17 protein-coding genes and 1 pseudogene are annotated in these 22,903 nt (G+C 62.5%); 12 read left to right on the forward strand and 6 right to left on the reverse strand.

The features are described from left to right. The first annotated feature begins 139 nt into the window (after positions 1-139). The 5 genes from pimD (at position 140) to V1292_RS11365 (ending at position 4,848) form a co-directional block, all read left to right on the forward strand. On the forward strand, positions 140-1,279 hold the full coding sequence (gene pimD, locus V1292_RS11345) for a pimeloyl-CoA dehydrogenase small subunit (RefSeq protein ID WP_334372564.1): 1,140 nt from the start codon (positions 140-142) through the stop codon (positions 1,277-1,279). Between the two features lie 136 nt (positions 1,280-1,415). Continuing rightward, positions 1,416-2,189 carry an SDR family NAD(P)-dependent oxidoreductase gene (locus V1292_RS11350; protein ID WP_334372565.1) on the forward strand — a complete coding sequence of 258 codons (774 nt, stop codon included), beginning with the start codon at positions 1,416-1,418 and terminating at the stop codon, positions 2,187-2,189. 253 nt (positions 2,190-2,442) lie between these two features. Further along, positions 2,443-3,945, forward strand: a complete 1,503-nt coding sequence (glpK, locus tag V1292_RS11355) for a glycerol kinase GlpK (RefSeq protein ID WP_334372566.1) — start codon at positions 2,443-2,445, stop codon at positions 3,943-3,945. A 6-nt stretch (positions 3,946-3,951) separates the two neighbouring features. Then, positions 3,952-4,545: a GNAT family N-acetyltransferase gene (locus V1292_RS11360; protein ID WP_334372568.1), complete on the forward strand. Its 594-nt coding sequence runs from the start codon at positions 3,952-3,954 to the stop codon at positions 4,543-4,545. Positions 4,546-4,557: 12 nt separating this feature from the next. Further along, a complete protein-coding gene (locus V1292_RS11365; protein WP_334372569.1) occupies positions 4,558-4,848 on the forward strand; it encodes a hypothetical protein in 291 nt (96 codons plus the stop codon). Between the two features lie 50 nt (positions 4,849-4,898). Here the strand turns inward: V1292_RS11365 and V1292_RS11370 are convergent, their stop codons facing one another. Next, positions 4,899-5,321 carry a DUF6636 domain-containing protein gene (locus tag V1292_RS11370; protein WP_334372571.1) on the reverse strand — a complete coding sequence of 141 codons (423 nt, stop codon included), beginning with the start codon at positions 5,319-5,321 and terminating at the stop codon, positions 4,899-4,901. A gap of 175 nt (positions 5,322-5,496) precedes the next feature. Between V1292_RS11370 and V1292_RS11375 the strand changes: the two genes are divergently transcribed. Continuing rightward, positions 5,497-6,126 (forward strand): glutathione S-transferase family protein, encoded by a 630-nt coding sequence (locus V1292_RS11375; RefSeq protein WP_334372573.1) that lies wholly within the window; start codon positions 5,497-5,499, stop codon positions 6,124-6,126. Between the two features lie 205 nt (positions 6,127-6,331). On the opposite strand, the gene maiA is transcribed toward V1292_RS11375, so the two are convergent. From maiA to metF, 3 genes are all read right to left on the reverse strand, one after another. Further along, on the reverse strand, positions 6,332-6,991 hold the full coding sequence (gene maiA / locus V1292_RS11380) for a maleylacetoacetate isomerase (protein WP_334372574.1): 660 nt from the start codon (positions 6,989-6,991) through the stop codon (positions 6,332-6,334). Positions 6,992-7,150: 159 nt separating this feature from the next. Continuing rightward, positions 7,151-11,029 carry a methionine synthase gene (metH, locus tag V1292_RS11385; protein WP_442895516.1) on the reverse strand — a complete coding sequence of 1,293 codons (3,879 nt, stop codon included), beginning with the start codon at positions 11,027-11,029 and terminating at the stop codon, positions 7,151-7,153. A 4-nt stretch (positions 11,030-11,033) separates the two neighbouring features. Next, the gene (gene metF, locus V1292_RS11390; RefSeq protein ID WP_334372575.1) at positions 11,034-11,948 is read right to left on the reverse strand and encodes a methylenetetrahydrofolate reductase [NAD(P)H]; all 915 of its coding nucleotides are present in this window, start codon (positions 11,946-11,948) and stop codon (positions 11,034-11,036) included. 381 nt (positions 11,949-12,329) lie between these two features. Here metF and V1292_RS11395 point away from each other — a divergent pair, with 381 nt between their 5' ends. Continuing rightward, complete coding sequence (locus V1292_RS11395; RefSeq protein ID WP_334372576.1) at positions 12,330-13,349, forward strand: LLM class flavin-dependent oxidoreductase; 1,020 nt, start codon at positions 12,330-12,332, stop codon at positions 13,347-13,349. Positions 13,350-14,083: 734 nt separating this feature from the next. Here V1292_RS11395 and V1292_RS11400 read toward each other — a convergent pair. Beyond that, positions 14,084-14,944 carry a prephenate dehydratase gene (locus V1292_RS11400; protein ID WP_334372577.1) on the reverse strand — a complete coding sequence of 287 codons (861 nt, stop codon included), beginning with the start codon at positions 14,942-14,944 and terminating at the stop codon, positions 14,084-14,086. Positions 14,945-14,977: 33 nt separating this feature from the next. Further along, the gene (locus V1292_RS11405) at positions 14,978-15,718 is read right to left on the reverse strand and encodes a 3-deoxy-manno-octulosonate cytidylyltransferase (RefSeq protein ID WP_334372579.1); all 741 of its coding nucleotides are present in this window, start codon (positions 15,716-15,718) and stop codon (positions 14,978-14,980) included. A 200-nt stretch (positions 15,719-15,918) separates the two neighbouring features. Between V1292_RS11405 and V1292_RS11410 the strand changes: the two are divergent. The 5 genes and pseudogenes from V1292_RS11410 to V1292_RS11430 all read left to right on the forward strand — a co-directional run bounded on the left by V1292_RS11410 (position 15,919) and on the right by V1292_RS11430 (position 22,868). Beyond that, positions 15,919-16,471, forward strand: a pseudogene (locus V1292_RS11410) (c-type cytochrome). 295 nt (positions 16,472-16,766) lie between these two features. Continuing rightward, on the forward strand, positions 16,767-18,680 hold the full coding sequence (locus V1292_RS11415; RefSeq protein ID WP_334377007.1) for an extracellular solute-binding protein: 1,914 nt from the start codon (positions 16,767-16,769) through the stop codon (positions 18,678-18,680). A 14-nt stretch (positions 18,681-18,694) separates the two neighbouring features. After that, positions 18,695-20,578 carry an extracellular solute-binding protein gene (locus V1292_RS11420; RefSeq protein WP_334372580.1) on the forward strand — a complete coding sequence of 628 codons (1,884 nt, stop codon included), beginning with the start codon at positions 18,695-18,697 and terminating at the stop codon, positions 20,576-20,578. Further along, complete coding sequence (locus V1292_RS11425; RefSeq protein WP_334372582.1) at positions 20,578-21,690, forward strand: microcin C ABC transporter permease YejB; 1,113 nt, start codon at positions 20,578-20,580, stop codon at positions 21,688-21,690. The genes V1292_RS11420 and V1292_RS11425 overlap by 1 nt, the downstream gene beginning before the upstream one ends. After that, complete coding sequence (locus V1292_RS11430; RefSeq protein ID WP_334372584.1) at positions 21,690-22,868, forward strand: ABC transporter permease; 1,179 nt, start codon at positions 21,690-21,692, stop codon at positions 22,866-22,868. Before V1292_RS11425 ends, V1292_RS11430 begins: the two co-directional genes overlap by 1 nt. Positions 22,869-22,903: the final 35 nt, after the last annotated feature.

Here is a 22,903-nt window from a genome sequence, read left to right on the forward strand (position 1 = left end):
CAGTACGCCGCGGCGGTCGTGATTCACGAAGAACGCCGGTGAATACTGGATCCCCGCATTCGCGGGGATGACGACTGGGGGTGGGGCGCGGATGCCCGCGCATGACGACGAATTTGGTTAGCCGGAGAAAGTAAAGAACATGGATTTTGATTTGTCCGAGGAGCAGCGGCTTCTCAAGGAAAGCATCGACGGTCTGTTGACCGATTCCTACGATTTCGATGCGCGCAAGAAGTACCAGAAAGAGAAGGGCGGCTGGAGCAAGGCCGTCTGGGGCAAGCTCGCCGAGCAGGGCCTGCTGGGCCTGCCGTTCGCGGAAGCCGATGGCGGCTTCGGCGCCGGGGCGGTCGAGACCATGATCGTGATGGAAGCGCTCGGCAGGGCGCTGGTGCTGGAGCCGTATCTGGCCACCGTGGTGGTCGGCGGCGGCTTCCTGCGCCATGGCGGCTCGGCCGAGCAGAAAGCCGCGCACATCCCCGGCATCATCGACGGCAGCAAAACCTTTGCTTTCGCGCAGCTCGAGAAGAACTCGCGCTACGATCTCGCCGACGTCTCTACCACGGCCAAGAAGAAGGGCGCGGGATGGGTCATCGACGGCGAAAAATTCGTCGTGCTCAACGGCGAGAATGCCGACACCCTGATCGTGACCGCGCGCACCAAGGGCAGCCGGCACGACAAGACGGGCATCGGTGTGTTCCTCGTGCCGGCGAATGCCAAGGGTGTCACCCGCAAGGGCTATCCGACCCAGGACGGGCTGCATGCCGCCGACATCACCTTCACCGGCGTCGAGGTTGGCAGCGACGCCGCGATCAGCGATCCCGAGAACAGCCTGCCGCTGATCGAGCGCGTGGTGGACGAAGCCCGCACCGCGATGTGCGCGGAAGCCGTCGGCGCGATGGATGAATCGCTGAAGACGACCGTCGAATATCTCAAGACGCGAAAGCAGTTCGGCGTTCCGATCGGCAGCTTTCAGACTTTGCAGCATCGCGCTGCCGACATGTTCGTCGCCCTCGAACAGGCCCGCAGCATGTCGATGTTCGCGACCATGGCGGCCGATTTCGAAGACGCCAAGGAGCGCGCGACCGCGGTTGCCGCTGCCAAGGTGCAGATCGGGAAATCTGGAAAGTTCATCGGCCAGCAGTCGATCCAACTCCACGGCGGCATCGGCATGACCCAGGAAGCCAAAATCGGCCACTACTTCAAGCGCCTGACCATGATCGAGAATACGTTTGGCGACACCGACTACCACCTCCGCCGTGTCGCGGAAGGTGGGCTGGTGTAACACCCTCCGTCATTCCGGGGCGCGCGTTAGCGCGAACCCGGAATCTCGCGCCGACAACTTCTGGATTCCGGGTCCACGCGCTTTCGCGCGTGTCCCGGAATGACGAACTAAAAGCGGTCATGCGGAGCCAACAACAATGAAAAACACCCCGTTCGATCTCACCGGAAAAGTCGCCGTCATCACCGGCTCCAGCCGCGGCATCGGCCGCTCCTCCGCAGAACTGCTGGCAAAGCTCGGGGCCAAGGTCGTGATCTCCAGCCGCAAGGCGGACGCCTGCCAGGAAGTGGCCGAAGGCATCAAAAAGGCGGGCGGCGACGCCCATGTCATCCCCTGCAACATCTCGCGCCGCGAGGAAGTCGAGGCGCTGATATCGGGCACGACAAAGCATTACGGCAAGGTCGATATCCTCGTCTGCAACGCCGCGGTGAACCCCTATTACGGCCCGCTGCTCGATATCAAGGACGAGGCCTTCGACAAGATCATGGGCAGTAACGTCAAGAGCAACATCTGGCTCTGCGCGCTGGCGATCCCGCAGATGGCGGAGCGCGGCAACGGCTCGGTGGTGATCATCTCGTCCATCGGCGGCATGCGCGGCTCCACGGTGATCGGCGCCTACGGCATTTCGAAAGCGGCGGATTTCGCACTCTGCCGGAGCCTTGCCGGCGAATGGGGGCCCAAGGGCGTCCGCGTCAATTGCGTCGCGCCGGGCCTCGTGAAAACCGATTTCGCCCGCGCACTCTGGGAAGACGCCGAAAACCTCAAACGCCGCACCGCCACCACGCCGCTGCGCCGGATCGGCGAGCCCGATGAAATCGCCGGCGCCGTGGCCTACCTCGCCTCCGATGCCTCCACCTTCATGACCGGCCAGACCATCGTGGTCGACGGCGGTGTAACGACAGCAGCGCCGTGATCCTTCCTTATCCTCCCCTGGAGGGGGAGGATCGGTTCGCATGAAATGCGAACCGAGGTGGGGTGATCTCTCCACTCGGGCACTGATCAAGGGGACAGACCGTCACCCCGCCCCGTCACGCATCTTGCGATGCGTGCCGACCCTCCCCCTCGAGGGGAGGGTGAGCGCGCTGCCCGCTCTCCGCCCAACTTGACCTTCGCCTCCCAATCGGATTGCCTCTCCGCAACCAACAATCCTTCGGGGAAGCAACGTCATGTCCTTTGTGCTGGCCATCGATCAGGGCACCACGTCCTCGCGCGCCATGGTGTTCCGCAGCGATATTTCCATCGCCGCCACGGCGCAGCAGGAATTCCCGCAGCATTTTCCCGCGTCGGGCTGGGTCGAGCACGAGCCGGAGGACATCTGGACTTCGACGTTACAGGTCTGCCGCGAGGCGCTGGAAAAGGCCGGCCTGAGAGCCAAAGACATCGCCGCGATCGGCATTACCAACCAGCGCGAGACCACGGTGGTGTGGGACCGCGCCACCGGGCAGGCGGTGCACCGCGCCATCGTCTGGCAGGACCGCCGCACCGCCGACATCTGCGCCAGGTTGAAGAGCGAAGGCAACGAGCCCGCGATTTCGGCCAAGACGGGCCTGATCATCGATCCCTATTTTTCGGGGACAAAAGTTGCCTGGATCCTCGATCACGTCCCGGGCGCGCGCGAACGCGCCGGCCGCGGTGAACTGATGTTCGGCACCGTCGATTGCTATCTGCTGTGGCGGCTGACCGGCGGCAAGGTGCACGTCACCGACGCCACCAACGCCTCGCGCACGCTGCTGTTCAACATCCACACCGGCGACTGGGACGACGAACTCCTGAAAATCCTGCGCGTGCCGCGCTCGATGCTGCCCGAGGTCAAGGATTCCTCCGCCAAATTCGGCGAAACCGTGCCCGACCTGTTCGGCGGCCCGATCGCAATATCCGGCATTGCCGGCGACCAGCAGGCCGCAACCATCGGCCAGGCCTGTTTCACGCCCGGCATGATCAAGTCGACCTACGGCACCGGCTGCTTTGCGCTGCTCAACACCGGCACCACGCCGGTGGCCTCCAAGAACAAGCTGCTCACCACCATCGCTTATCAATTGAACGGCAAACGCACCTATGCCCTCGAAGGCTCGATCTTCGTCGCGGGCTCGGCGGTGCAATGGCTGCGCGACGGCCTCGGCATTATCAAGCAGGCCTCCGAAACCGGCCCGCTCGCCGACAAGTCCGATTCCATGCAAAGCGTCTATCTGGTGCCGGCCTTTGTCGGCCTCGGCGCGCCGTACTGGAATCCGCGCGTACGTGGCGCGCTGTTCGGCCTGACCCGCAACACCGGTCCGGCCGAACTCGCGCATGCCGCCCTCGAAAGCGTCTGCTACCAGACCTTCGACCTATGGGCCGCCATGCGCGCCGACTGGCCGGACGCGACCGCCGCCAACATCGTGCTCCGCGTCGACGGCGGCATGACGGCGTCCGACTGGACCATGCAGCGGCTCGCAGACTTGCTGGATGCACCAGTCGACCGGCCGAAGATCCAGGAGACCACAGCGTTAGGCGCTGCGTATCTCGCCGGGTTGAACGCCGGCGTCTATCCTGAGCCCGCAAAGTTCGCCGACAACTGGCGGCTCGAACACCGCTTCAAGCCGGCGATGAGTGCGGCGACGCGCGAGCGGAAGCTGGCGGGTTGGGCGAGGGCGGTGAAGGGCGTGCTGGCAAGCGATGAAGGGGAGTGACGTCAGTTGACAGTGCCTGACGGCTATTCGGACATCCCCGCCGGCAAGATCGCCGCTATCGTCACGCATCTGGAGATGACTGAACGGCCCGCGCCGCGTTCTGATCCGCCCAGAGCCTGGTCGCTGCGCCGGGTGGAGATCCCGCCGCTCGATTGGTTTCGCGATCTCTATCGTCGCGTCGGCGAGGAATGGCTGTGGTTCTCGCGAAACCAGTTGCCCGATGCCGAACTCGCGGCACGGCTCCATTCGCCGCAGCTCGAAGTCTACGCGATGGTCGACGACGGCCGCGATGAGGGCTTGCTGGAGCTGAATTTTCGCGAGCCCCGCCAATGCGAGATCGGCATGTTCGGCGTCACCGCAAAACTGGTCGGCACCGGCGCCGGCCGCTGGCTGATGAATCGCGCGCTGGAGCTCGCATGGTCGCGGCCGATCAGCCGCGTCTGGCTGCACACCTGCACCTTCGACCACCCCGCCGCGCTCGCCTTCTATCAGCGTTCGGGGTTTCGTGCGTTCCGACGGCAGATCGAGGTCGTCGACGATCCCCGCCTTGACGGCACCGCGCCGCGCGATGTGGCGGCGCATGTGCCGGTGATTGAATAGTGGGGAGGAGCTATGCCGGGCTTTTCGCTTGATTTACCGGCGGACTTCGCGGACTACGAATGGGAAGTCGAGACCAAAGGCTGGTTTTCCGAGGCACGGATCATTGTTTCAGGGAAGCGATATCGCTTGAACTTCTACGACCCCGTGCGCCTCGGCCAGGAGATAGAAAGCGAGCTTCAGCGTGGCGGCGCGTTTTTTGAGCCTAACTTGGTGATTGTTCAATCCGTAACAAGAGCAAATATGGAGCAAGCTGCGGTCCTGTTGGCGCAGTCAAGTCGGATAGCCGGCCTTATAGAGGAATAGCGTAACGTAATGTCTGAGGAGCCCGAATTGCGCCAGGTGTTTCCGTGACCTCAAAACATTTCCTGCTTCACTCTTGCCAGCGAGAACCCGCGTCGGTCCGTGTTGAAGCAGGTCACGCCGGCCTGCTCCGACTTGCACGTAAATCCCCCGCGCTGCCAGACCTCGTCGTACGCCAGCACCGGCAGTGATTTGTCCATCACGGTGTCACCATGGCAGATGCGGGCGGCCGGGCCTTTGGCGTTCATCTCGAAGGCGCTGCCATAGTCGAGTTCGCAATCGGCGGGGGGACGCGGCTTGGTGTCCATCACGCTGATGTCGCAGCGGAGCACGTTTTGCTTGTCGTAGTTGAAATACTGGCAGGCGATGTTTTTGGAGGGCGACTGGAAGCCGGTGGGGGCAGTTTGGGCGTGCGATGTGGCGGCAAATGTCAGCACGGACAGCGCGGAAAGCATAGGTAAGGTGCGCATCATCATGCGACTCGTTGGTTGCAATGTGAAGCAGCGTACTTAGGATGGCGAGGAGCGCAACCCCGACCCTGCATGTCATGCCCGGACTTGGTCCGGGCATCCATCCCTCTTCAAGAGAGTCTTTTGAAGAGGGATGTTGCGGGGTCGAGCCCGGCAATGACGAACCTGAGTGTGAGACATCATGATCCTGATCGGCCAATTCGACTCCCCCTTCGTCCGCCGCGTCGCCATCGCGATGCGGCTCTATGGCATCGCCTTCGAGCATAAGCCGTGGTCGACCTTCGGCGATGCCGACAAGATCGCGGCCCATAATCCGCTGCGCCGGGTGCCGACGCTGGTGCTGGATAGTGGGGAAGCGCTGATCGAGAGCGCGATGATCCTGGATTATCTCGACGATCGCGTCGGCCCCGAGAAGGCGATGATCGCGCGCGGCGGCGAGGCGCGCTGGCGGCATCTGCGGATTTGCGCGCTGGCGATGGGGCTCGGCGACAAGGGCGTTAGCCTGCTGTACGAGCGCGTGCTGCGCAAGGAACAGCTCGATCTCTGGGTGGAGCGCTGCAAGTCGCAGATCGCGGGCGTGCTGGAGGTGCTGGAGAAAGAGCGCGCCTCGGTCAAAACGCCGTATTGGTTCGGCGAGCGCGCCGGGCACGCCGATATCGCGGTCGCCTGCGTGCTGCGCTTCGTCGGCGAGGCGCATCCGGAGCTGTTCGACGCCAGCTATCGGGCGCTGAAAGCGCATTCCGTCACTTGCGAGGCGCTGCCGCCGTTTAAGGAAATCGTGCAGCCGCTGGCCCCGCCGAGCGGCGATTGAGCTGGACGGGGCCGCGCCTAGCCGCGGCCGCGGAGCCAGCCCAATCCTACTTTGCATGGGGTTGTTTTCGCGATTTTTTCAGCAGACGCTGGTCCCGCCGAAGGAGTGAGGGGCTTTGGTAGGGTGGGCAAAGCGCAGCGTGCCCACCATCCAGGATGGTCTGCCGATAAATGGTGGGCACGGCGCAAGCGCGCCTTTGCCCACCCTACTTCAGCCGCATCGCCTCCGGTGTGTCCGGCTGCGCCAGCGGATGCGCTTTTTCAAATTCCGGCAGCGCCATTGCGGTCTCGAAAATGCGCTTCACGGTCGGATAGGTCGTCAGGTTGACCTGCTGGTTCAGCGCGGCGGTGACATGGCCGACCATGCAGATGTCGGCGATTGTCGGCGCATCGCCATGGCAGAATTTTCCGGTGTCCTTGTTATCAGCAAGGTGCCCCTCCAGCGCTGCCAGCGTCTCGGCGATCCAGTGTCGCCGCCATGCCGCCTGCTGCGTGTCGCGCAGATTCAGCTCGTGGTCGAGATAGCGCCGCATCCGCGGCGTCAGCAACGGGTGGCCCTCGCAGGCAACCATCAGCGCCAGCGCGCGGACGCGGGCGCGGCCGGCGAGGTCGGTGGGCAGCAGCGGCGGGGAGGGATATTTCTCTTCGAGATATTCGAGGATGGCGAGCGACTGGAACAGGGTGGTGCCGTCGTCCGCGACCAGCGCCGGCAGCGCCATCTGCGGGTTGATCCGGCGATACTCGGGATCGCGATGAGCATTGGCGTCGAGGTCGACGAAGATCACTTCGACCGGAACATTTTTCAGATTGAGCGCGATGCGAACGCGAAAGCTCGCCAGCGATCGCCAGAAGGAGAAGAATTTCATGGGGCCTCCGTCTCTCTTCCCCTCTCCCCTTGTGGGAGAGGGTGGATCAATCGTGCGAAGCACGATTGAGACGGGTGAGGGGTTCTCTCCGCGGATAGAACCCCTCATCCGGCGCTTCGCGCCACCTTCTCCCACAAGGGGAGAAGGGAAGAAAGCGAGTTATCCAGCTCCCACGGCCTTCTTCCGCCAGGCGAGGTGCACGGCGCAGGTGCAGCCGGGCGGATGCGAGGTTAAATCCTTCGAGTCGACGTCGTTGGCGGGGACGATCTCCGCCGCTGGCGCCTTCGTCGCGGGCTGTTCCTGCGAAGGGATGTAATTCAACACCGGGGCCAGCCAGCGCTCGGTCTCGGCGACGCTCATGCCCTTGCGCGCGGCATAGTCCTCGACCTGGTCTCGCTCGATCTTGCCGACGCCGAAATAGAAGCTTTCGGGATGCGAGAAATAAAGCCCCGATACCGACGAGCCCGGCCACATCGCAAAGCTCTCGGTCAGCTTCACGCCGGCAGTCTTTTCCGCATCGAGCAGGCGGAACAGCGTCGCCTTCTCGGTGTGGTCGGGCTGCGCGGGATAGCCGGGCGCCGGGCGAATGCCGGCATACTGCTCGAGGATCAACTGGTCGGAACTCAGCGCCTCGTCCGGCGCATAACCCCAGAACTCCTTGCGGACGCGCTGATGCATCCGCTCGGCGAAGGCTTCCGCGAGGCGATCGGCCAGCGCCTTGCACAGGATCGAGGAGTAATCGTCATTGGCGTTCTTGAAGCGGTCGGCGACCGCGTCCTCGCCGATTCCTGCCGTGACGACAAAGCCGCCGATATAGTCTGATACGCCCGACGACGCAGGCGCGATGAAATCCGACAATGCGGCGTTGAAGCGGCCTTCGCGCTTCTCCAACTGCTGGCGCAGCGTATGGAACGTCGCGATCCTCTGCTTGCGGCTGTCGTCGGCATAAACCGCGATATCGTCGCCCTCGGTATTGGCCGGCCAGAAGCCTATGGTCGCGCGCGCGGCGAACCATTTCTCCTTGATGATGCGATCGAGCATCTTGCGCGCGTCGTCATAGAGCGAGCGTGCGACCTCGCCGATCTTGGGATCGTCGAGAATGGCCGGGAAACGCCCGGTCAATTCCCAGGTCTGGAAGAACGGCGTCCAGTCGATGTATTCGGCAAGCTCGGCCAGATCATAGGCGTCAAAAGTCTTGAGCCCCAGGAACGACGGCTTCTTCGGCGGCGATTTGGCAAAATCGGCCTTGACCGCATTGGCGCGGGCATCCGCAAGCTTCAGCCGCTTCTTGTCGGCCTGCGCGCGCAGATGTGCCGCGGAAATCTTGGCGTATTCGGCGCGGATGTCGGCGGCATAGGCCTCGCGCTTGTCCGGCGAGAGCAGCGACGACGCTACGCCCACCGCGCGGCTGGCGTCGTTGACGTGCACCACCGGACCGCCCTTATAGTTCGGATCGATCTTCACGGCGGTATGGACGCGGCTCGTCGTCGCACCGCCGATCAACAGCGGCATCTTCATGCCCTGCCGTTCCATCTCGCCGGCCAGAAAGCTCATTTCGTCGAGCGAGGGCGTGATCAGGCCCGATAGCCCGATGATGTCGGCGCCTTCCGCTTTCGCCGTCTCGATGATCTTGGTCGCGGGCACCATGACGCCGAGGTCGATCACCTCGAAATTGTTACATTGCAGCACGATGCCGACGATGTTCTTGCCGATGTCGTGGACGTCTCCCTTGACAGTCGCCAGCACGATCTTGCCGGCAGCGTTGCGGCCGTCGCCGGTGACGCCATTGGCGAGGTTGCGCGCCTTCTCCTCTTCCATGAACGGCATCAGATAGGCGACCGCCTGCTTCATCACGCGTGCCGATTTCACCACCTGCGGCAGGAACATTTTGCCGTCGCCGAAGAGGTCGCCGACGATGTTCATACCGGCCATCAGCGGTCCTTCGATCACATTCAGCGGGCGTTCGACTGTCAACCGAGCGGCCTCGGTGTCATCCTCGATGAACTCGGTGATGCCGTGCACCAGCGCGTGGCTCAGCCGCTTTTCGACCGGCCATTCGCGCCAGGCGAGGTCCTGCTCTTTTGTCTGCTTCTCCTTGCCGCGGAATTTTTCCGCCAGCGCCAAGAGACGCTCCGACGCGCCGGGGTCGCGGTTGAGGATCACGTCCTCGCACACCTGGCGCAGCTCGGGATCGATATCGTCATAAACGATCATCTGCCCGGCATTGACGATGCCCATGTCCATGCCGGCATGGATGGCGTGATACAGGAACACCGAATGCATCGCCTCGCGCACCGGCTCGTTGCCGCGGAACGAGAACGACAGGTTCGAGACGCCGCCGGAGACATGCGCTCCCGGCAGGTTCGTCCGGATCCAGCGCGTCGCCTCGATGAAGTCGACGCCGTAATTATTGTGCTCTTCGAGACCCGTCGCGATCGCAAAGATATTCGGATCGAAGATGATGTCCTCGGGCGCAAAGCCGACCTCGTTGACCAGGATGTCATAGGCGCGCTTGCAGATTTCGGTCTTGCGCGCGAACGTGTCGGCCTGGCCGATCTCGTCGAACGCCATCACCACGACGGCTGCGCCATGGCGGCGTGCGATGCGGGCTTCGTGGATGAACTTCTCCACGCCTTCCTTCATCGAGATCGAGTTCACCACCGGCTTGCCCTGAACGCATTTCAGGCCGGCCTCGATCACATGGAATTTCGAGGAATCGACCATCACCGGCACGCGCGCGATATCCGGCTCGGCGGCGACGAGGTTGAGGAACGTCACCATCGCGGCTTCCGAATCCAGCAACCCCTCGTCCATGTTGACGTCGATGATCTGCGCGCCGTTCTCGACCTGGTCGCGAGCCACCTGAAGTGCCGCGGTGTAATCGCCCGCGGTGACCAGCTTGCGGAATCTCGCCGAGCCCGTGACGTTGGTGCGCTCGCCGACGTTCACGAACGGAATCGCCGGCGTCAGTTCGAACGGCTCCAGCCCCGACAGCCGCAGCCGCGGCTCGATCACGGGGACGATGCGCGGCTTGTGCGGAGCGACCGCGGCGGCAATTGCGGCGATATGGTCCGGCGTGGTGCCGCAGCAGCCGCCGACGATGTTGACAAGGCCGGCTTCCGCGAACTCGCCGATCAGCCGCGCCATATATTCCGGCGTCTCGTCGTACTGGCCGAATTCGTTGGGCAGGCCGGCGTTCGGATAGGCGCAGACCAGCGTGTCGGCCACGCGGCCGATATCGGCGATGTGGGCGCGCAGGTCCTCGGCGCCGAGCGCGCAGTTGAAGCCGACGGTGATCGGCTTGGCGTGGCGGATCGAATTCCAGAACGCTTCCGGCAATTGGCCGGAGAGCAGGCGGCCTGATTTGTCGGTAATGGTGCCGGAGATCATCACGGGCACGTCGATGCCGCGTTCTTCGGTGATTTCCGAAATCGCGTAAAGCGCCGCCTTGGCGTTGAGCGTATCGAAAATGGTTTCGACCAGCAGCAGGTCGGCGCCGCCGTCGAGCAGGCCGTTGACCTGTTCGCCATAAGCCTTGCGCAAATCGTCGAAGGTGACGGCGCGATAGCCGGGATTGGAAACGTCGGGCGAGATCGAGGCGGTGCGATTGGTCGGGCCGAGCGCACCGGCAACGAAACGCGGTTTGCCGTCCTCGGCCGAGACGCGCTCGGCGGCGGCGCGGGCGAGTTTTGCGCCGTCACGGTTCAGCTCATAGGCGAGGTCCGACATGTCGTAGTCGGCCTGCGCGATCGAGGTGGAGGAGAACGTGTTGGTCGCGACGATGTCGGCGCCGGCGCGCAAGTATGCGGCGTGGATGTCCTCGATCGCCTCCGGCTGCGTCAGAATCAGCAAGTCGTTGTTGCCTCTGACGTCGCGATGGAAGTCCTTGAAACGCTCGCCGCGAAACGCTGTTTCGTCGAACTGCAGGCCCTGGATCATGGTGCCCATGGCGCCGTCGAGCACCAGGATGCGTTCGCGGGCGGCGGCGAGCAGGGCGGTTCGCTTCGGCGAAACCTTGGGCGAAATTGAAGAAGTCATCGGATCAGGCGGCTTTCTGTGCGCCATTGGGGCGGATGCCCAGCAGATGGCTGATCGCGAACACGAGGTCCGCGCGGTTCATGGTGTAGAAGTGAAAGGTATCGACGCCGTGCTTGGCGAGCTTTTGCACCTGTCCGGCCGCCACGGTGGCGGCGACGAGCTTGCGCGTCTCGGCGTCGTCATCCAGGCCTTCGAATTTGTCGGCGAGCCAGTCCGGCACCGTCGTGCCGGCGCGGGTCACGAAGCTGCGCGCCTGCTTGAAATTGTGCATCGGCATGATGCCGGGGACGACCGGAATATCGATGCCGCGGGCGCGGACGCGGTCGAGGTAGCGGAAGTAGAGATCGTTATCGAAGAACACTTGCGTAATGGCTCGCGCCGCGCCGGCGTCGACCTTGGCCTTGAGCGTATCGATATCGGCGTCGATCGTCGGGCTCTCCGGATGTTTTTCCGGATAGGCGGACACCGAGATTTCGATATCGGGAAAGCGCTTCTTGATGCCCGCGATCAGGTCGGGCGAACTTTGATAGCCGTCCGGATGCGCGCGATAGGCGGTGCCGATGCCGGTGGTGGGATCGCCGCGCAGCGCCACGATGTGGCGGACGCCGATCTCGTGATAGCGCGCCACCACGTCGTCGATCTCGCCCTTGGGCGCGCCGACGCAGGTCAGGTGCGCGGCAGGCGTCAGCCGCGTCTCTTTCAGAATGCGGGCAATGGTCGAATGGGTCCGCCCGCGGGTCGATCCCCCTGCGCCATAGGTCACCGAGACGAAATTGGGGGCGAGCGGCGCCAGCCGGTTGATGGTCTCCCACAGGCTCCGCTCCATCTCTTCGGTCTTGGGCGGAAAGAACTCAAAGGAGATCTTTGGCGAATGCAGCGCGCGATGGCCGTCGAAAGCGGGGGGCGTAACCTCGGTCATGGCACTTCACAAAGCTCCGAAACGATGGGCGAACGTCAGCCGTAGCGACGATGCGCTAAAATAAGCGAAACAGGGCGGGCCAAACAGCCCATTGGAGATGGGAAGTGGCCCAATACCTACAAAATATACGAATTTTATGTCTTGATCGAGGAGTTTAGTGGGCGACGCTCATGGTAAATTATGCAGCAAATACAATAGATAGTAAAAGAGTTTCTGGTGAAGAGGGCGTGTTATGTGGTGGGCAGAAGTACAAATTATCAAATTTGTCACATTTCGTCCCACTCCAGCGGTGCGATGTGGCGCTCTTTTCCCCACAAGCGCGGGCCTGCTCTGCGCCGGCCAGGCCTTTGTCGCCTCCCGTTGCCGCACTAGTTTAACGCCATGATCCCGCTTTCCGTCCTCGATCTCTCCGTCGTCACCACAGGCACAAGACCCGCCGCCGCGCTGCAGAACAGCATTGATCTGGCGCGCCATGTCGATGGGCTCGGCTATGTCCGCTACTGGCTCGCCGAGCACCACAATCTGGCGTCGGTGGCGAGCCCCGCGCCTGATTTGATGATCGGGCAGATCGCCGCGGTGACCAAAAACATCCGCGTCGGCTCCGGCGGCGTGATGCTGCCCAACCATGCGCCGCTGGTGGTGGCCGAGCGCTTCAAGATGCTGGAGGCGCTGTTTCCCGGCCGCATCGATCTCGGCCTCGGCCGCGCGCCCGGCACCGATGGCGCCACCGCCCATGCGCTGCGCAGCCGGCTCGACCGCCGCGAGGGCGACGATTTTCTCGAACGGCTGAGCGAACTGGTGTTGTGGGAGACCCGCGGCTTTCCGGCCGGCCATCCCTACAACAACGTGGTGGCGATGCCGGATGATACGCCGCTGCCGCCGATCTGGCTGCTCGGCTCCTCTGACTACAGTTCGGAATTGGCGGCGCAAGTCGGCATGGGCTTCGCGTTCGCGCATCATTTTGCTTCCTACGACGCGATCGCGGCGATGACGAATTACCGCAACCATTTCAAGCCGTCCGGTTGGCGGGAAACGCCACACGGCATTCTCGCCGTCGCAGCGGTCGCCGCCGAGACCGACGCGGAAGCCGAACAACTCGCGACCTCGATGGACCTCAACCGCCTGCGCCGTGATCGCGGACAATATCTGCCGCTGCCGAGCGTGGAGGAAGCGCTGGCTTATCCGTACACGGATGCCGAGCGCGCCTCGATCGCGCGCAACCGCTCGCGGCTGTTCGTCGGCAGCCCGGCGACCATCCTGACAAAGCTGCAGCCGATGATCGCGGCCAGCCAGCCGGATGAACTCATGATCATCACGGCGGTCTACGACCACGACGCACGCAAGAAGTCGTATAGTCTGCTGGCGGATGCGTTCGGGTTGGGCAACAAGGCCGCTGCGTAGCTACCGTGATTCCGGGGCGATGCGCAGCACGAACCCGGAATGATGACTTAAGGTCGTGATGACTTTTGTTCGAATCTCCTCTCATTTTTTTGAGCTTACCCTGCGCTGGTTTCGGATCTTGGAAGCAACCAAACGTTGTCAAAGAGGTTGTTGAGGTCTCCAACCACGGAGACAAACCATGGAACTGAAATCTGCTATTGTTGGGTTGGCCGCCCTCGGCGGCGTTGTGCTCACCGCCGGCTCGGCTTCCGCTGCGATGCCGAACGGCCTTCCGCAGGCCGACCAGATTTCACGCCAAGCCAATGATGTCGAGCAGGTCCGCTGGGTCTGCAACGCTTGGGGGCGCTGCTGGTGGCGTCCGGGTCCAAGATGGGGCGTCTATGGCGGCTGGGGTCCGCGTCCGGGATGGCGCGGCGCCTATGCTTGGGGTGGCCCGCCAGTTTGGCGTCCGCGCCCGGTATGGGGCCCGCGCCCAGGATGGGGCCCGCGTCCAGGATGGGGGCCGCGTCCAGGATGGGGCTGGCACGGCCGGTGGTGATCGGAGAGCGGGCGTACGCCGGCTGATAATGCCGGGCGAGTACCGCATTTAATATCCGTATCCGCTGCACCGTTAATGCCGCGCAACTCGCAGCTCGCTGGTAAGCACCCGGCTGCTGCACGTCACGAATCTGTGCTCTCCGCGCCTACGTCAGTAATCGTGCGCCGGGAGATGCGGGCAGACGTGCGCGCGTCCCTCAATCCAACTTCTCGCTGAAGGTCGCGCGGAACGGATGCGCCGGGTAGACGCCGACGATGCGGAATTCGCGCGAGAAGAACTTCAGCTCTTCCAGCGCAAAGGCGAGGCCCTTGTCGTCGGGATGGCCGTCGACGTCGGCATAGAACTGGGTGGCGAAGAAATTGCCGTCGACCATGTAGCTTTCGAGCTTGGTCATATTGACGCCATTGGTGGCGAAACCGCCGAGCGCCTTGTAGAGCGCAGCGGGCAAATTGCGCACCCGGAAAACAAAAGTGGTGACCAGCGCCCCCGAGCCTTGCTTGGCCCAGTCAGCCTCGCGCGCCAGCACCACGAAGCGCGTGGTATTGTGCGCCTCGTCCTCGACGTCCTCGGCAAGAATATCGAGGCCGTAGATTTGCGCCGCCAGGCGTGACGCGATCGCGGCCACGCTTTTGTCGTTGCGTTCGGAAACGTCGCGCGCGCTGCCGGCAGTGTCGGCGGCGACGATCGGCTTGATGCCGAGCTTGCGGATGATGCGGCGGCACTGGCCGAGCGCATGGACGTGGCTCTCCACCGTCTTGATGTCGGCGAGCTTTGTCCCCTTCGGCGCCATCAATTGATGGCGGATCGGCAAAAACCATTCCCCGACGATGAACAGGCCGGACGCCGGCAGCAAATGATGGATGTCGGCGACGCGCCCCGCCACCGAATTCTCGATCGGGATCATGCCGAGATTAGCCTCGCCCGAGGCGATTGCCGACAGCGCGTCCTCGAAGGTCGCGCACGGCAACGGCTCGGCGTCCGGATAGGCCTCGACGATGGCGATATGGGAATTGGCGCCAGGCTCGCCCTGGAATGCGATTTTGAGCTTTTTGGTCATGTTGTCTTTCCTGGCGGGCCTTTTAGCAGCCGATCAGCTATTTGCCAGTATGCGGCGGGCGGTTTCGAGGTCGGTCGGGGTATCGACGCCGCGCGGCACCTTATCGACGATGGTGATGTCGATCCGCATCCCGGCTTCCAGCGCACGGAGTTGTTCGAGCTTTTCCTGCTGCTCCAGCGGGGAGGGGGGCAAGGCCACGAACCGCTCCAGCGCGGCGCGGCGGTAGGCATAGAGGCCGATATGGTGGTAGCGCGGTCCGTCACCGTGAGGCGCGGTGGCGCGGGTGAAATACAGTGCACGCAGCCGGTTTGGACCGATCGGCGAGCCGACCGCCTTCACCACGCTTGGCGCCCGGTCTTCCTCCTCGGTGTGGATCTGCGAGGCCAGCGTCGCGATGTCGACCGCGGGATCGTCGAGCGGCGGCAGCGCGGCGCGGATGGTGTCCGGCATGATCGTCGGGAAATCGCCCTGCAGATTGACCACGATCTCGGCCCTGCCGGCCGGGTCGAGCGCCAGCATGGCCTCGTGGATGCGGTCGGAGCCGGAAGCGTGGGAGGCACCGGTCATCACGGCCTCGCCGCCGGCAGCCCGCACCGCGTCGGCGATCTCGACCGTGTCGGTCGCAACCGCAACCCGGCCGATTTTGGCTTCTTCCGCCCGCCGCAGCACATGCACGATCATCGGCAGGCCGGCGATATCCAGCAGCGGCTTGCCCGGTAGCCGGGTCGCCGCCATCCGGGCGGGAATCAGCACCAAAATACGGGAATCGGTCATCGTCTGAAGGCCCGGCGGGACAGCTGGTTTTGATGGGGATGGGACGAAATTCGGCGCGTTTATACGGGTTGCCAGAGCCCGGGCAAACCGATATCTCAACCCTGCTGAGGGTGCGGCGCGAAAGGCTGATTCCTCACGCCCACCCGCGGCCGTTTTGCCGGCCTTCAGTCGACCTTTCCGGCCTGGAGCCTGATCCCGTTATGGACTCCTTCGAACTCAACAAAATTCTTGGTGCTGTCCTTGGCACCTGCATTCTTCTTCTGGTGACGAGCTTTGCCGCCCAGGCGATTTTTGCGCCCGTGAAGCCGGAAAAGCCGGGCTTCGAGATCGCCGTGAAGGAAGACACCTCTCACGGTGCAGCCAAGGAAGCCGCCGCGCCGTCCGAGCCGATCGAGAAGCTCTTGCAGACCGCGTCCGTCGAGAAGGGCACCGCCGCCGCCAAGAAGTGCGCTGCCTGCCATACGTTCGAAAAGGGCGGCCCCAACCGCGTCGGCCCCAATTTGTACGGCGTCTTGAACGAGCCGAAGGGCCAGGGCCGCGGCGGGTTCAACTTCTCGGCCGCCTTGAAGGGCAAGGGCGGCACCTGGACCTATGAGGACCTCAACAAGTTCCTCGCCAATCCCAAAGGCCTTCGTTCCGGGCACGGCGATGGGCTTTGCCGGTATCCCGAAGGACAGCGAGCGCGCCGACGTGATCGCCTATCTGCGCAGCCTCTCGGAAAACCCGGCTCCGCTTCCGACGGCGGCGAAGTAATATTTCGTCAGTCCGGCATGGACTTGTCACGGCATGACGGCCAGGCATCGCCTGGCCGTTTCGCTATGTGGGATCGCATCGTTGTTGTCGGAGTTGTTACCGGGACTATTCGCCGCAGCGGCGGTGTTCCCAAGCTGCTATCATGAGGAAAAAGCAACGTAATTCGTCGAACCCTTGCCTTATATTGGGTCCTCACTAGCTCCGCCTTGTTGTTTGCGTAGTTCGTGGCAGGGGCGGCGGGCAGATCACCGACTTCGAAGGTATGGATACTGGGTCAGCAACAGGAATTCTGCATTTGGCAATTACCAGACGATACCTCCTTCAAAGCAGCGCCGCCGCCGCTATGGTGCCTGCGCTGGGGCTGGCCCCAGGCATCCCGGCAATTTCGTCGGCCCACGCACAATCGAGCGCGGGCGAGCCGGTCTTTCGGCATGCCCTGTCGCTGTTCGGCGACATCAAATACCCCGCCGACTTCAAGCGCTTTGACTACGTTAATCCGGACGCGCCCAAGGGTGGCACCGTCCGCAACGCCGCCTTCGGGACCTTCGACAATTTTAATATGGTGGTCGCAGGCGTGAAGGGCGCGCTCGCCGGCGCGATCCCGCTCATCTATGAAACTCTGACGACAGCGTCGCTTGATGAGGCCTCGACCGAGTATGGCGAACTCGCCGAGGCCGTCTGCCATCCCGACGATTTCTCTTGGGTGATCTATCGCCTGCGGCCGGAGGCGAAATGGCACGACGGCAAGCCGGTCAGCACCGATGACGTCATCTTCTCGCTGGAAGCCTTCAAGAAGCATCATCCGCAGTTTTCGCAATACTATCGACACGTTGTACAGACCGAGAAATTGAACGACCGAGAGGTGAAATTTGTCTTCGATGGTCCGGGCAACCGCGAGCTCCCGCTGATCGTCGGCCAGCTGTATGTCCTGCCCAAGCATTGGTGGGAAGGAACTGACGGCGAGGGACGCAAGCGCGATATCTCCGCAACCACCCTGGAAGTGCCGCTCGGGTCTGGCCAATACCGGGTGAAGGAGTTTGTTGCTGGCAGGTCAATCACGTTTGAGCGTGTGAAGGACTATTGGGGCCGCAATCTTGCGGTCAATGTCGGCCGTGCCAATTTCGACGAGCTCCGCTACGACTATTTTCGAGATGCAACGGTCGCGCTTGAGGCCTTCAAAGGCGATCAGGTCGATTTTCGTGTCGAGAACAGCGCGAAGAACTGGGCGACAGCCTATGACTTTCCTGCGGTGACCGACAAGCGAGTGTTGAAGGAGGAATTCCCCAACAGGCGATCGGGGGTGATGCAGGCGTTTGTGCCGAACACTCGCCGCAGCAAGTTTGCCGATCCTCGCGTGCGACTGGCACTGAATTTCGCGTTCGACTTCGAAGAAATGAACAAGCAAATCTTCTTCGGGCAATACACGCGGATCAGCAGCTATTTCCACGGCATCGACGAATTGATGGCAACCGGGCTTCCGACCGGAAAGGAGCTGGAGATTCTCGAGTCCGTGCGGGCGGAGGTTCCGAAGGAGGTCTTCACGACCGCCTACTCCAATCCGGTTGGAGGAAGTCCGGAAGCGGTCCGCAGCAATCTGCAGCAAGCGCTAAGGCTGATGAAGGAGACGGGCTTCGAGGTTCGTGATCGAAAGCTCGTCAACGTCGCAAGCGGTGAGCCGTTCTCAATCGAGCTGTTGTCGCGTGCCGATGATCCGGCTTTCGAACGCGTCGCGTTGTTTTACAAACCTTCTCTGGAACGGATCGGCATTTCGGTCTCTGTTCGTAGTGTCGATGCGATCCAATATCAGAACAGGCTTCGCAACTGGGATTACGACATGTTGACGATTTCGTCGTGGGGCCAGTCGCTGTCGCCGGGCAACGAGCAGCGTGAGCACTGGAGTTCGAAGTCCGCTGACCAGCCTGGATCGGACAACTACGTTGGAATCAAGAATCCGGCAATCGACAAGCTGATCGACCGCGTCATCTTCGCTACGGATCGTCAAGACCTCATTGCGGCCACCAAAGCGCTCGACCGGGTGCTATTGTGGAATCACTACGTCGTGCCGCAGTGGACCTATCCGAAACAGCGCACGGTGCGTTGGGATCGCTTCAGCCGTCCTGCGGAAATGCCAAAATATGGCTTGTCGGCCTTCCCCGACATCTGGTGGTACGATGCAGAGAAGGCTACCCGGATCAGCAAGCGCTCTTGAAGGATATTTCGCGTATGGCGCAATTTTCCCGCCGGCACGTCCTCGGCCTTGGCGCAGGCGCGCTGAGCGTTCTGCGGCTTGGCCCCGTCCGCGCTACAGAGGAAAACGGCACTGAGATGCACGGCATCTCGGCGTTCGGCGATCTGAAATATCCGGCCGACTTCAAGAATTTCGACTATGTGAATGTCTCTGCCCCCAAGGGCGGCATGTTCTCGACCATCCCCTCGACGCGCTCCTACAATCAGTCCTACCAGACCTTCAATTCGCTCAACGCCTACATCCTCAAGGGCGAGGGCGCGCAGGGCATGGACCTGACCTTCTCAGCGCTGATGGTGCGGGCCGGCGACGAGCCGGATGCGATGTACGGGCTCGTCGCAAAGTCGGTGCGAATTTCGCCAGACAAGCTGACCTACCACTTTACGCTGCGCCCCGAGGCCAGGTTTCACGACGGCTCGAGGATCACGGCGCATGACGTCGCCTGGTCCATCAACACGCTGAAGGCCAAAGGCCATCCGCTGATCCAGGTGCAGATGCGTGACGTCAAGGGCGCCGAGGCGCTCGACGATGCGACCATGATCGTCACCTTCGCCGAGAAGCGCGCGCGCGACGTGCCGCTCTATGTCGCGGGCCTGCCGATCTTCTCGAAGAAATATTATGAGACGCGGCCCTTCGATGAATCGACGCTGGACACGCCGCTGGGCTCGGGGCCCTATAAGGTCGGCAAGTTCGAGGTCAACCGTTTCATCGAGTACGAACGCGTCAAGGACTGGTGGGGGGCGAACCTCCCGGTCTGCCGCGGTTATTACAATTACGATGTGGTCCGCTACGAATTCTATCGCGACCGCGACGTCGCCTTCGAAGGCTTTACCGGCAAGAACTATCTGTTCCGCGAAGAGTTCACCGCGCGCATCTGGGCGACGCGCTACGACTTCCCCGCCATCAAGGACGGCCGCGTCAAGCGCGAGCAGGTACCGGACGAAAGGCCGTCCGGCGCGCAGGGCTGGTTCATCAATACCCGCCGTGACAAGTTCAAGGACCCCCGCGTGCGCGAGGCGCTGATCAACGCCTTCGATTTCGAGTGGACCAACAAGACCATTATGTACGACGCCTATGCGCGTACGCATTCGCCATTCCAGAATTCAGACATGATGGCGAAGGGGCCGCCCTCACCGGAGGAGCTGAAACTGCTCGAGCCATTCCGCGGCCAAGTGCCCGACGAAGTGTTCGCCCAGCCCTACGTGCCCCCGGTTTCGGATGGCTCGGGGCAGGATCGCACCATGCTGCGCAAGGCGCAGCAATTGCTCAACGAAGCCGGCTTCGTCATCAAGGACGGCAAGCGGATGACGCCGAGCGGCGAAGTGTTTCGCATCGAATTCCTGTACGATGAGCCTTCGCTGAATCCACATCACGCGCCCTATATCAAGAATCTGGGAACGCTCGGCATCGAGGCGAGCCCGCGCCTGGTCGATGCCGTGCAGTACCGCGCGAGGGTGGAAGATTTCGATTTCGACATGACTATCACGCGCTTCTCGATGTCGACGACGCCGGGCGACGCAATGCGTGCCTTCTTCTCCTCGCACGCTGCCAAAACCAAGGGCTCTTACAACCTGGCCGGTATAGAGAATCCCGCCATCGACGCGCTGATCGAAAAGATCATTGCGGCGGATACCCGCGCCGAGCTGACGGTTGCCTGCCATGCCTTCGACCGCGTTTTCCGCGCGGGCCGCTACTGGGTGCCGCAGTGGTACAACAAGACGCATCGGCTGGCCTATTGGGACACCTTCGACCGCCCGAAGAACCTGCCGCGTTATCAGATCGATGCATCGGGCTCCGGCGAGCGGGTTATCTGGTGGTATGACGCTGCCAAGGCCGGCAAACTTGAGCAGGCGAAGCAATAATGACCGCCTATATCGCCCGCCGCATCCTTTTGATGTTTCCGACCTTGCTCGGCATCCTCTTCATTTCCTTCGTGGTCGTGCAGTTCGCGCCGGGCGGCCCGGTCGAACGTGTGATCGCACAGCTTTCCGGCGCCGATACCGGCGGCTCCTCGCGCATCTCTGGCTCTTCCACCGGTGACTTTGCCGGCCGTACGCCCCAGGCAGGCGCCTCCGCCGATGCTGTCAATTCGAAATACCGCGGCGCGCAGGGCCTCGATCCGGATTTCATCAAGAACCTGGAAAAGCAGTTCGGCTTCGACAAGCCGGCGCATGAGCGCTTTGCGCTGATGGTATGGAATTTCGCCCGCTTCGATTTCGGCAAGAGCTACTTTCGCGATACCACCGTGTTGCAGCTGATCAAGGAGAAGCTGCCGGTCTCGATATCGCTCGGCCTCTGGTTGACGCTGCTGACCTATTTGATCTCGATCCCGCTCGGCATCCGCAAGGCGGTCGCGGACGGAACGCGATTTGATACCTGGACTTCCGCCGCTATCATCGTCGGCTTTGCGATCCCCGGTTTCCTGTTCGCGATCCTGCTGATCATCCTGTTTGCCGGCGGCTCGTTCTTCAACTGGTTCCCGCTGCGCGGATTGACCTCGGACGGCTGGTCGCAATTCCCCTGGTACTGGAAGATCGTCGACTACCTCTGGCACCTCACCCTGCCTTTGATCGCGATGGGTCTCGGCGCCTTCGCCACCATGACGCTGCTGACCAAGAACTCGTTTCTCGATGAGATCAGGAAGCAGTATGTCATGACCGCGCGTGCAAAGGGTTGCAGCGAGGGGCAGGTGCTCTACGGCCATATCTTCCGCAACGCCATGCTGATCGTAATCGCAGGCTTTCCCGGTGCGTTCATTGGTGCATTCTTCTCCGGCTCGCTGCTGATCGAGACCATCTTCTCGCTCGACGGGCTCGGGCTGCTCGGCTTCGAAAGCGTGCTCAACCGCGACTATCCGGTCGTGTTCGGCACGCTGTTCATCTTCTCCCTCGTGGGCCTTGTGGTGGGTCTGATCTCCGACCTCGCCTACATGTGGATCGATCCCCGGATCGATTTTGAGGCGAGGGAAGTCTGATGGCGCTGCTCGCCCCACAACCGGTCGAAACCACCGCGCGGTCGCCGCTTGGCGAGGTTGTCCCGGCCATGCAGCACGCGTTCGCGCCGTCGCCGCTGAACCGCCGGCGCTGGCAGAACTTCAAGGCGAACCGCCGCGGCTACTGGTCGCTCTGGATATTCCTTGCGCTGTTTATGATCTCGCTGTTTGCCGAACTGATCGCCAACGATCGGCCGTTTCTTATCAAGTATGACGGAAAACTGTATTGGCCGGCTTTCGTCAGCTATTCCGAGACCACTTTCGGCGGCGATTTCGAAACCGCGGCCGACTATCGCGATCCCTATTTGCAAAAGCTGATCGCCGAAAAGGGCGGCACCGTCATCTGGCCCTTGATCCGCTATTCCTACTCTACCCACAATCTCGATTTGCCGACGCCGGCGCCGTCGAAGCCGACATGGATGCTGACTGAAGAGCAGTGCAAGCCCGTGGTGGAGAAGAAGGGCCTCAAGAGCTGTAGCGACCTCGAATACAACTGGCTGGGTACCGACGACCAGGGCCGCGACGTGGTGGCGCGACTGATCTACGGTTTTCGCATTTCGGTGCTGTTCGGCCTGACGCTGACCATCCTGTCCTCGATCATCGGCGTCATCGCCGGCGGCGTGCAAGGCTATTTCGGCGGCTGGACCGATCTGATCTTCCAGCGCATCATCGAAATCTGGAGCGCGATTCCCTCGCTCTATCTGCTGCTGATCCTGTCATCGGTGCTGGTGCCCGGCTTCTTCGTGCTGCTCGGCATTCTCCTGCTGTTCTCCTGGACCTCGCTGGTTGGCCTGGTTCGCGCGGAATTCTTGCGCGGGCGCAATTTCGAATACATTCAGGCGGCGCGCGCGCTCGGCGTCTCCAACGGCGTGATCATGTTCCGGCATCTGCTGCCGAACGCGATGGTGGCGACCATGACCTTTCTGCCGTTCATCGTGTCGTCCTCGGTGATGACGCTGACCGCGCTCGACTTCCTCGGCTTCGGCCTGCCGCCGGGTTCGCCATCGCTCGGCGAGCTGCTGTCGCAGGGCAAGTCCAACGTGCAGGCGCCCTGGCTCGGTTTTACCGGCTTCTTCTCGGTCGCGATCATGCTGTCGCTTTTGATCTTCATCGGCGAGGGCGTGCGCGACGCCTTCGATCCGCGCAAGACGTTCCGGTAAGATTTATGGTAAGCTCGACTGAATAGAGGTGAACC

The sequence above is a fragment of the Bradyrhizobium sp. AZCC 1719 genome (assembly GCF_036924525.1).
In the GTDB taxonomy this organism is placed as follows: domain Bacteria; phylum Pseudomonadota; class Alphaproteobacteria; order Rhizobiales; family Xanthobacteraceae; genus Bradyrhizobium.

Coding starts and splice junctions, on each gene's coding strand:
- pimD (WP_334372564.1), top strand. CDS start 140: ATGGATTTTGATTTGTCCGAGGAGCAGCGGCTTCTCAAGGAAAGCATC.
- V1292_RS11350 (WP_334372565.1), top strand. CDS start 1,416: ATGAAAAACACCCCGTTCGATCTCACCGGAAAAGTCGCCGTCATCACC.
- glpK (WP_334372566.1), top strand. CDS start 2,443: ATGTCCTTTGTGCTGGCCATCGATCAGGGCACCACGTCCTCGCGCGCC.
- V1292_RS11365 (WP_334372569.1), top strand. CDS start 4,558: ATGCCGGGCTTTTCGCTTGATTTACCGGCGGACTTCGCGGACTACGAA.
- V1292_RS11370 (WP_334372571.1), bottom strand. CDS start 5,321: ATGATGATGCGCACCTTACCTATGCTTTCCGCGCTGTCCGTGCTGACA.
- V1292_RS11375 (WP_334372573.1), top strand. CDS start 5,497: ATGATCCTGATCGGCCAATTCGACTCCCCCTTCGTCCGCCGCGTCGCC.
- maiA (WP_334372574.1), bottom strand. CDS start 6,991: ATGAAATTCTTCTCCTTCTGGCGATCGCTGGCGAGCTTTCGCGTTCGC.
- metH (WP_442895516.1), bottom strand. CDS start 11,029: ATGACTTCTTCAATTTCGCCCAAGGTTTCGCCGAAGCGAACCGCCCTG.
- metF (WP_334372575.1), bottom strand. CDS start 11,948: ATGACCGAGGTTACGCCCCCCGCTTTCGACGGCCATCGCGCGCTGCAT.
- V1292_RS11395 (WP_334372576.1), top strand. CDS start 12,330: ATGATCCCGCTTTCCGTCCTCGATCTCTCCGTCGTCACCACAGGCACA.
- V1292_RS11400 (WP_334372577.1), bottom strand. CDS start 14,944: ATGACCAAAAAGCTCAAAATCGCATTCCAGGGCGAGCCTGGCGCCAAT.
- V1292_RS11405 (WP_334372579.1), bottom strand. CDS start 15,718: ATGACCGATTCCCGTATTTTGGTGCTGATTCCCGCCCGGATGGCGGCG.
- V1292_RS11420 (WP_334372580.1), top strand. CDS start 18,695: ATGGCGCAATTTTCCCGCCGGCACGTCCTCGGCCTTGGCGCAGGCGCG.
- V1292_RS11425 (WP_334372582.1), top strand. CDS start 20,578: ATGACCGCCTATATCGCCCGCCGCATCCTTTTGATGTTTCCGACCTTG.
- V1292_RS11430 (WP_334372584.1), top strand. CDS start 21,690: ATGGCGCTGCTCGCCCCACAACCGGTCGAAACCACCGCGCGGTCGCCG.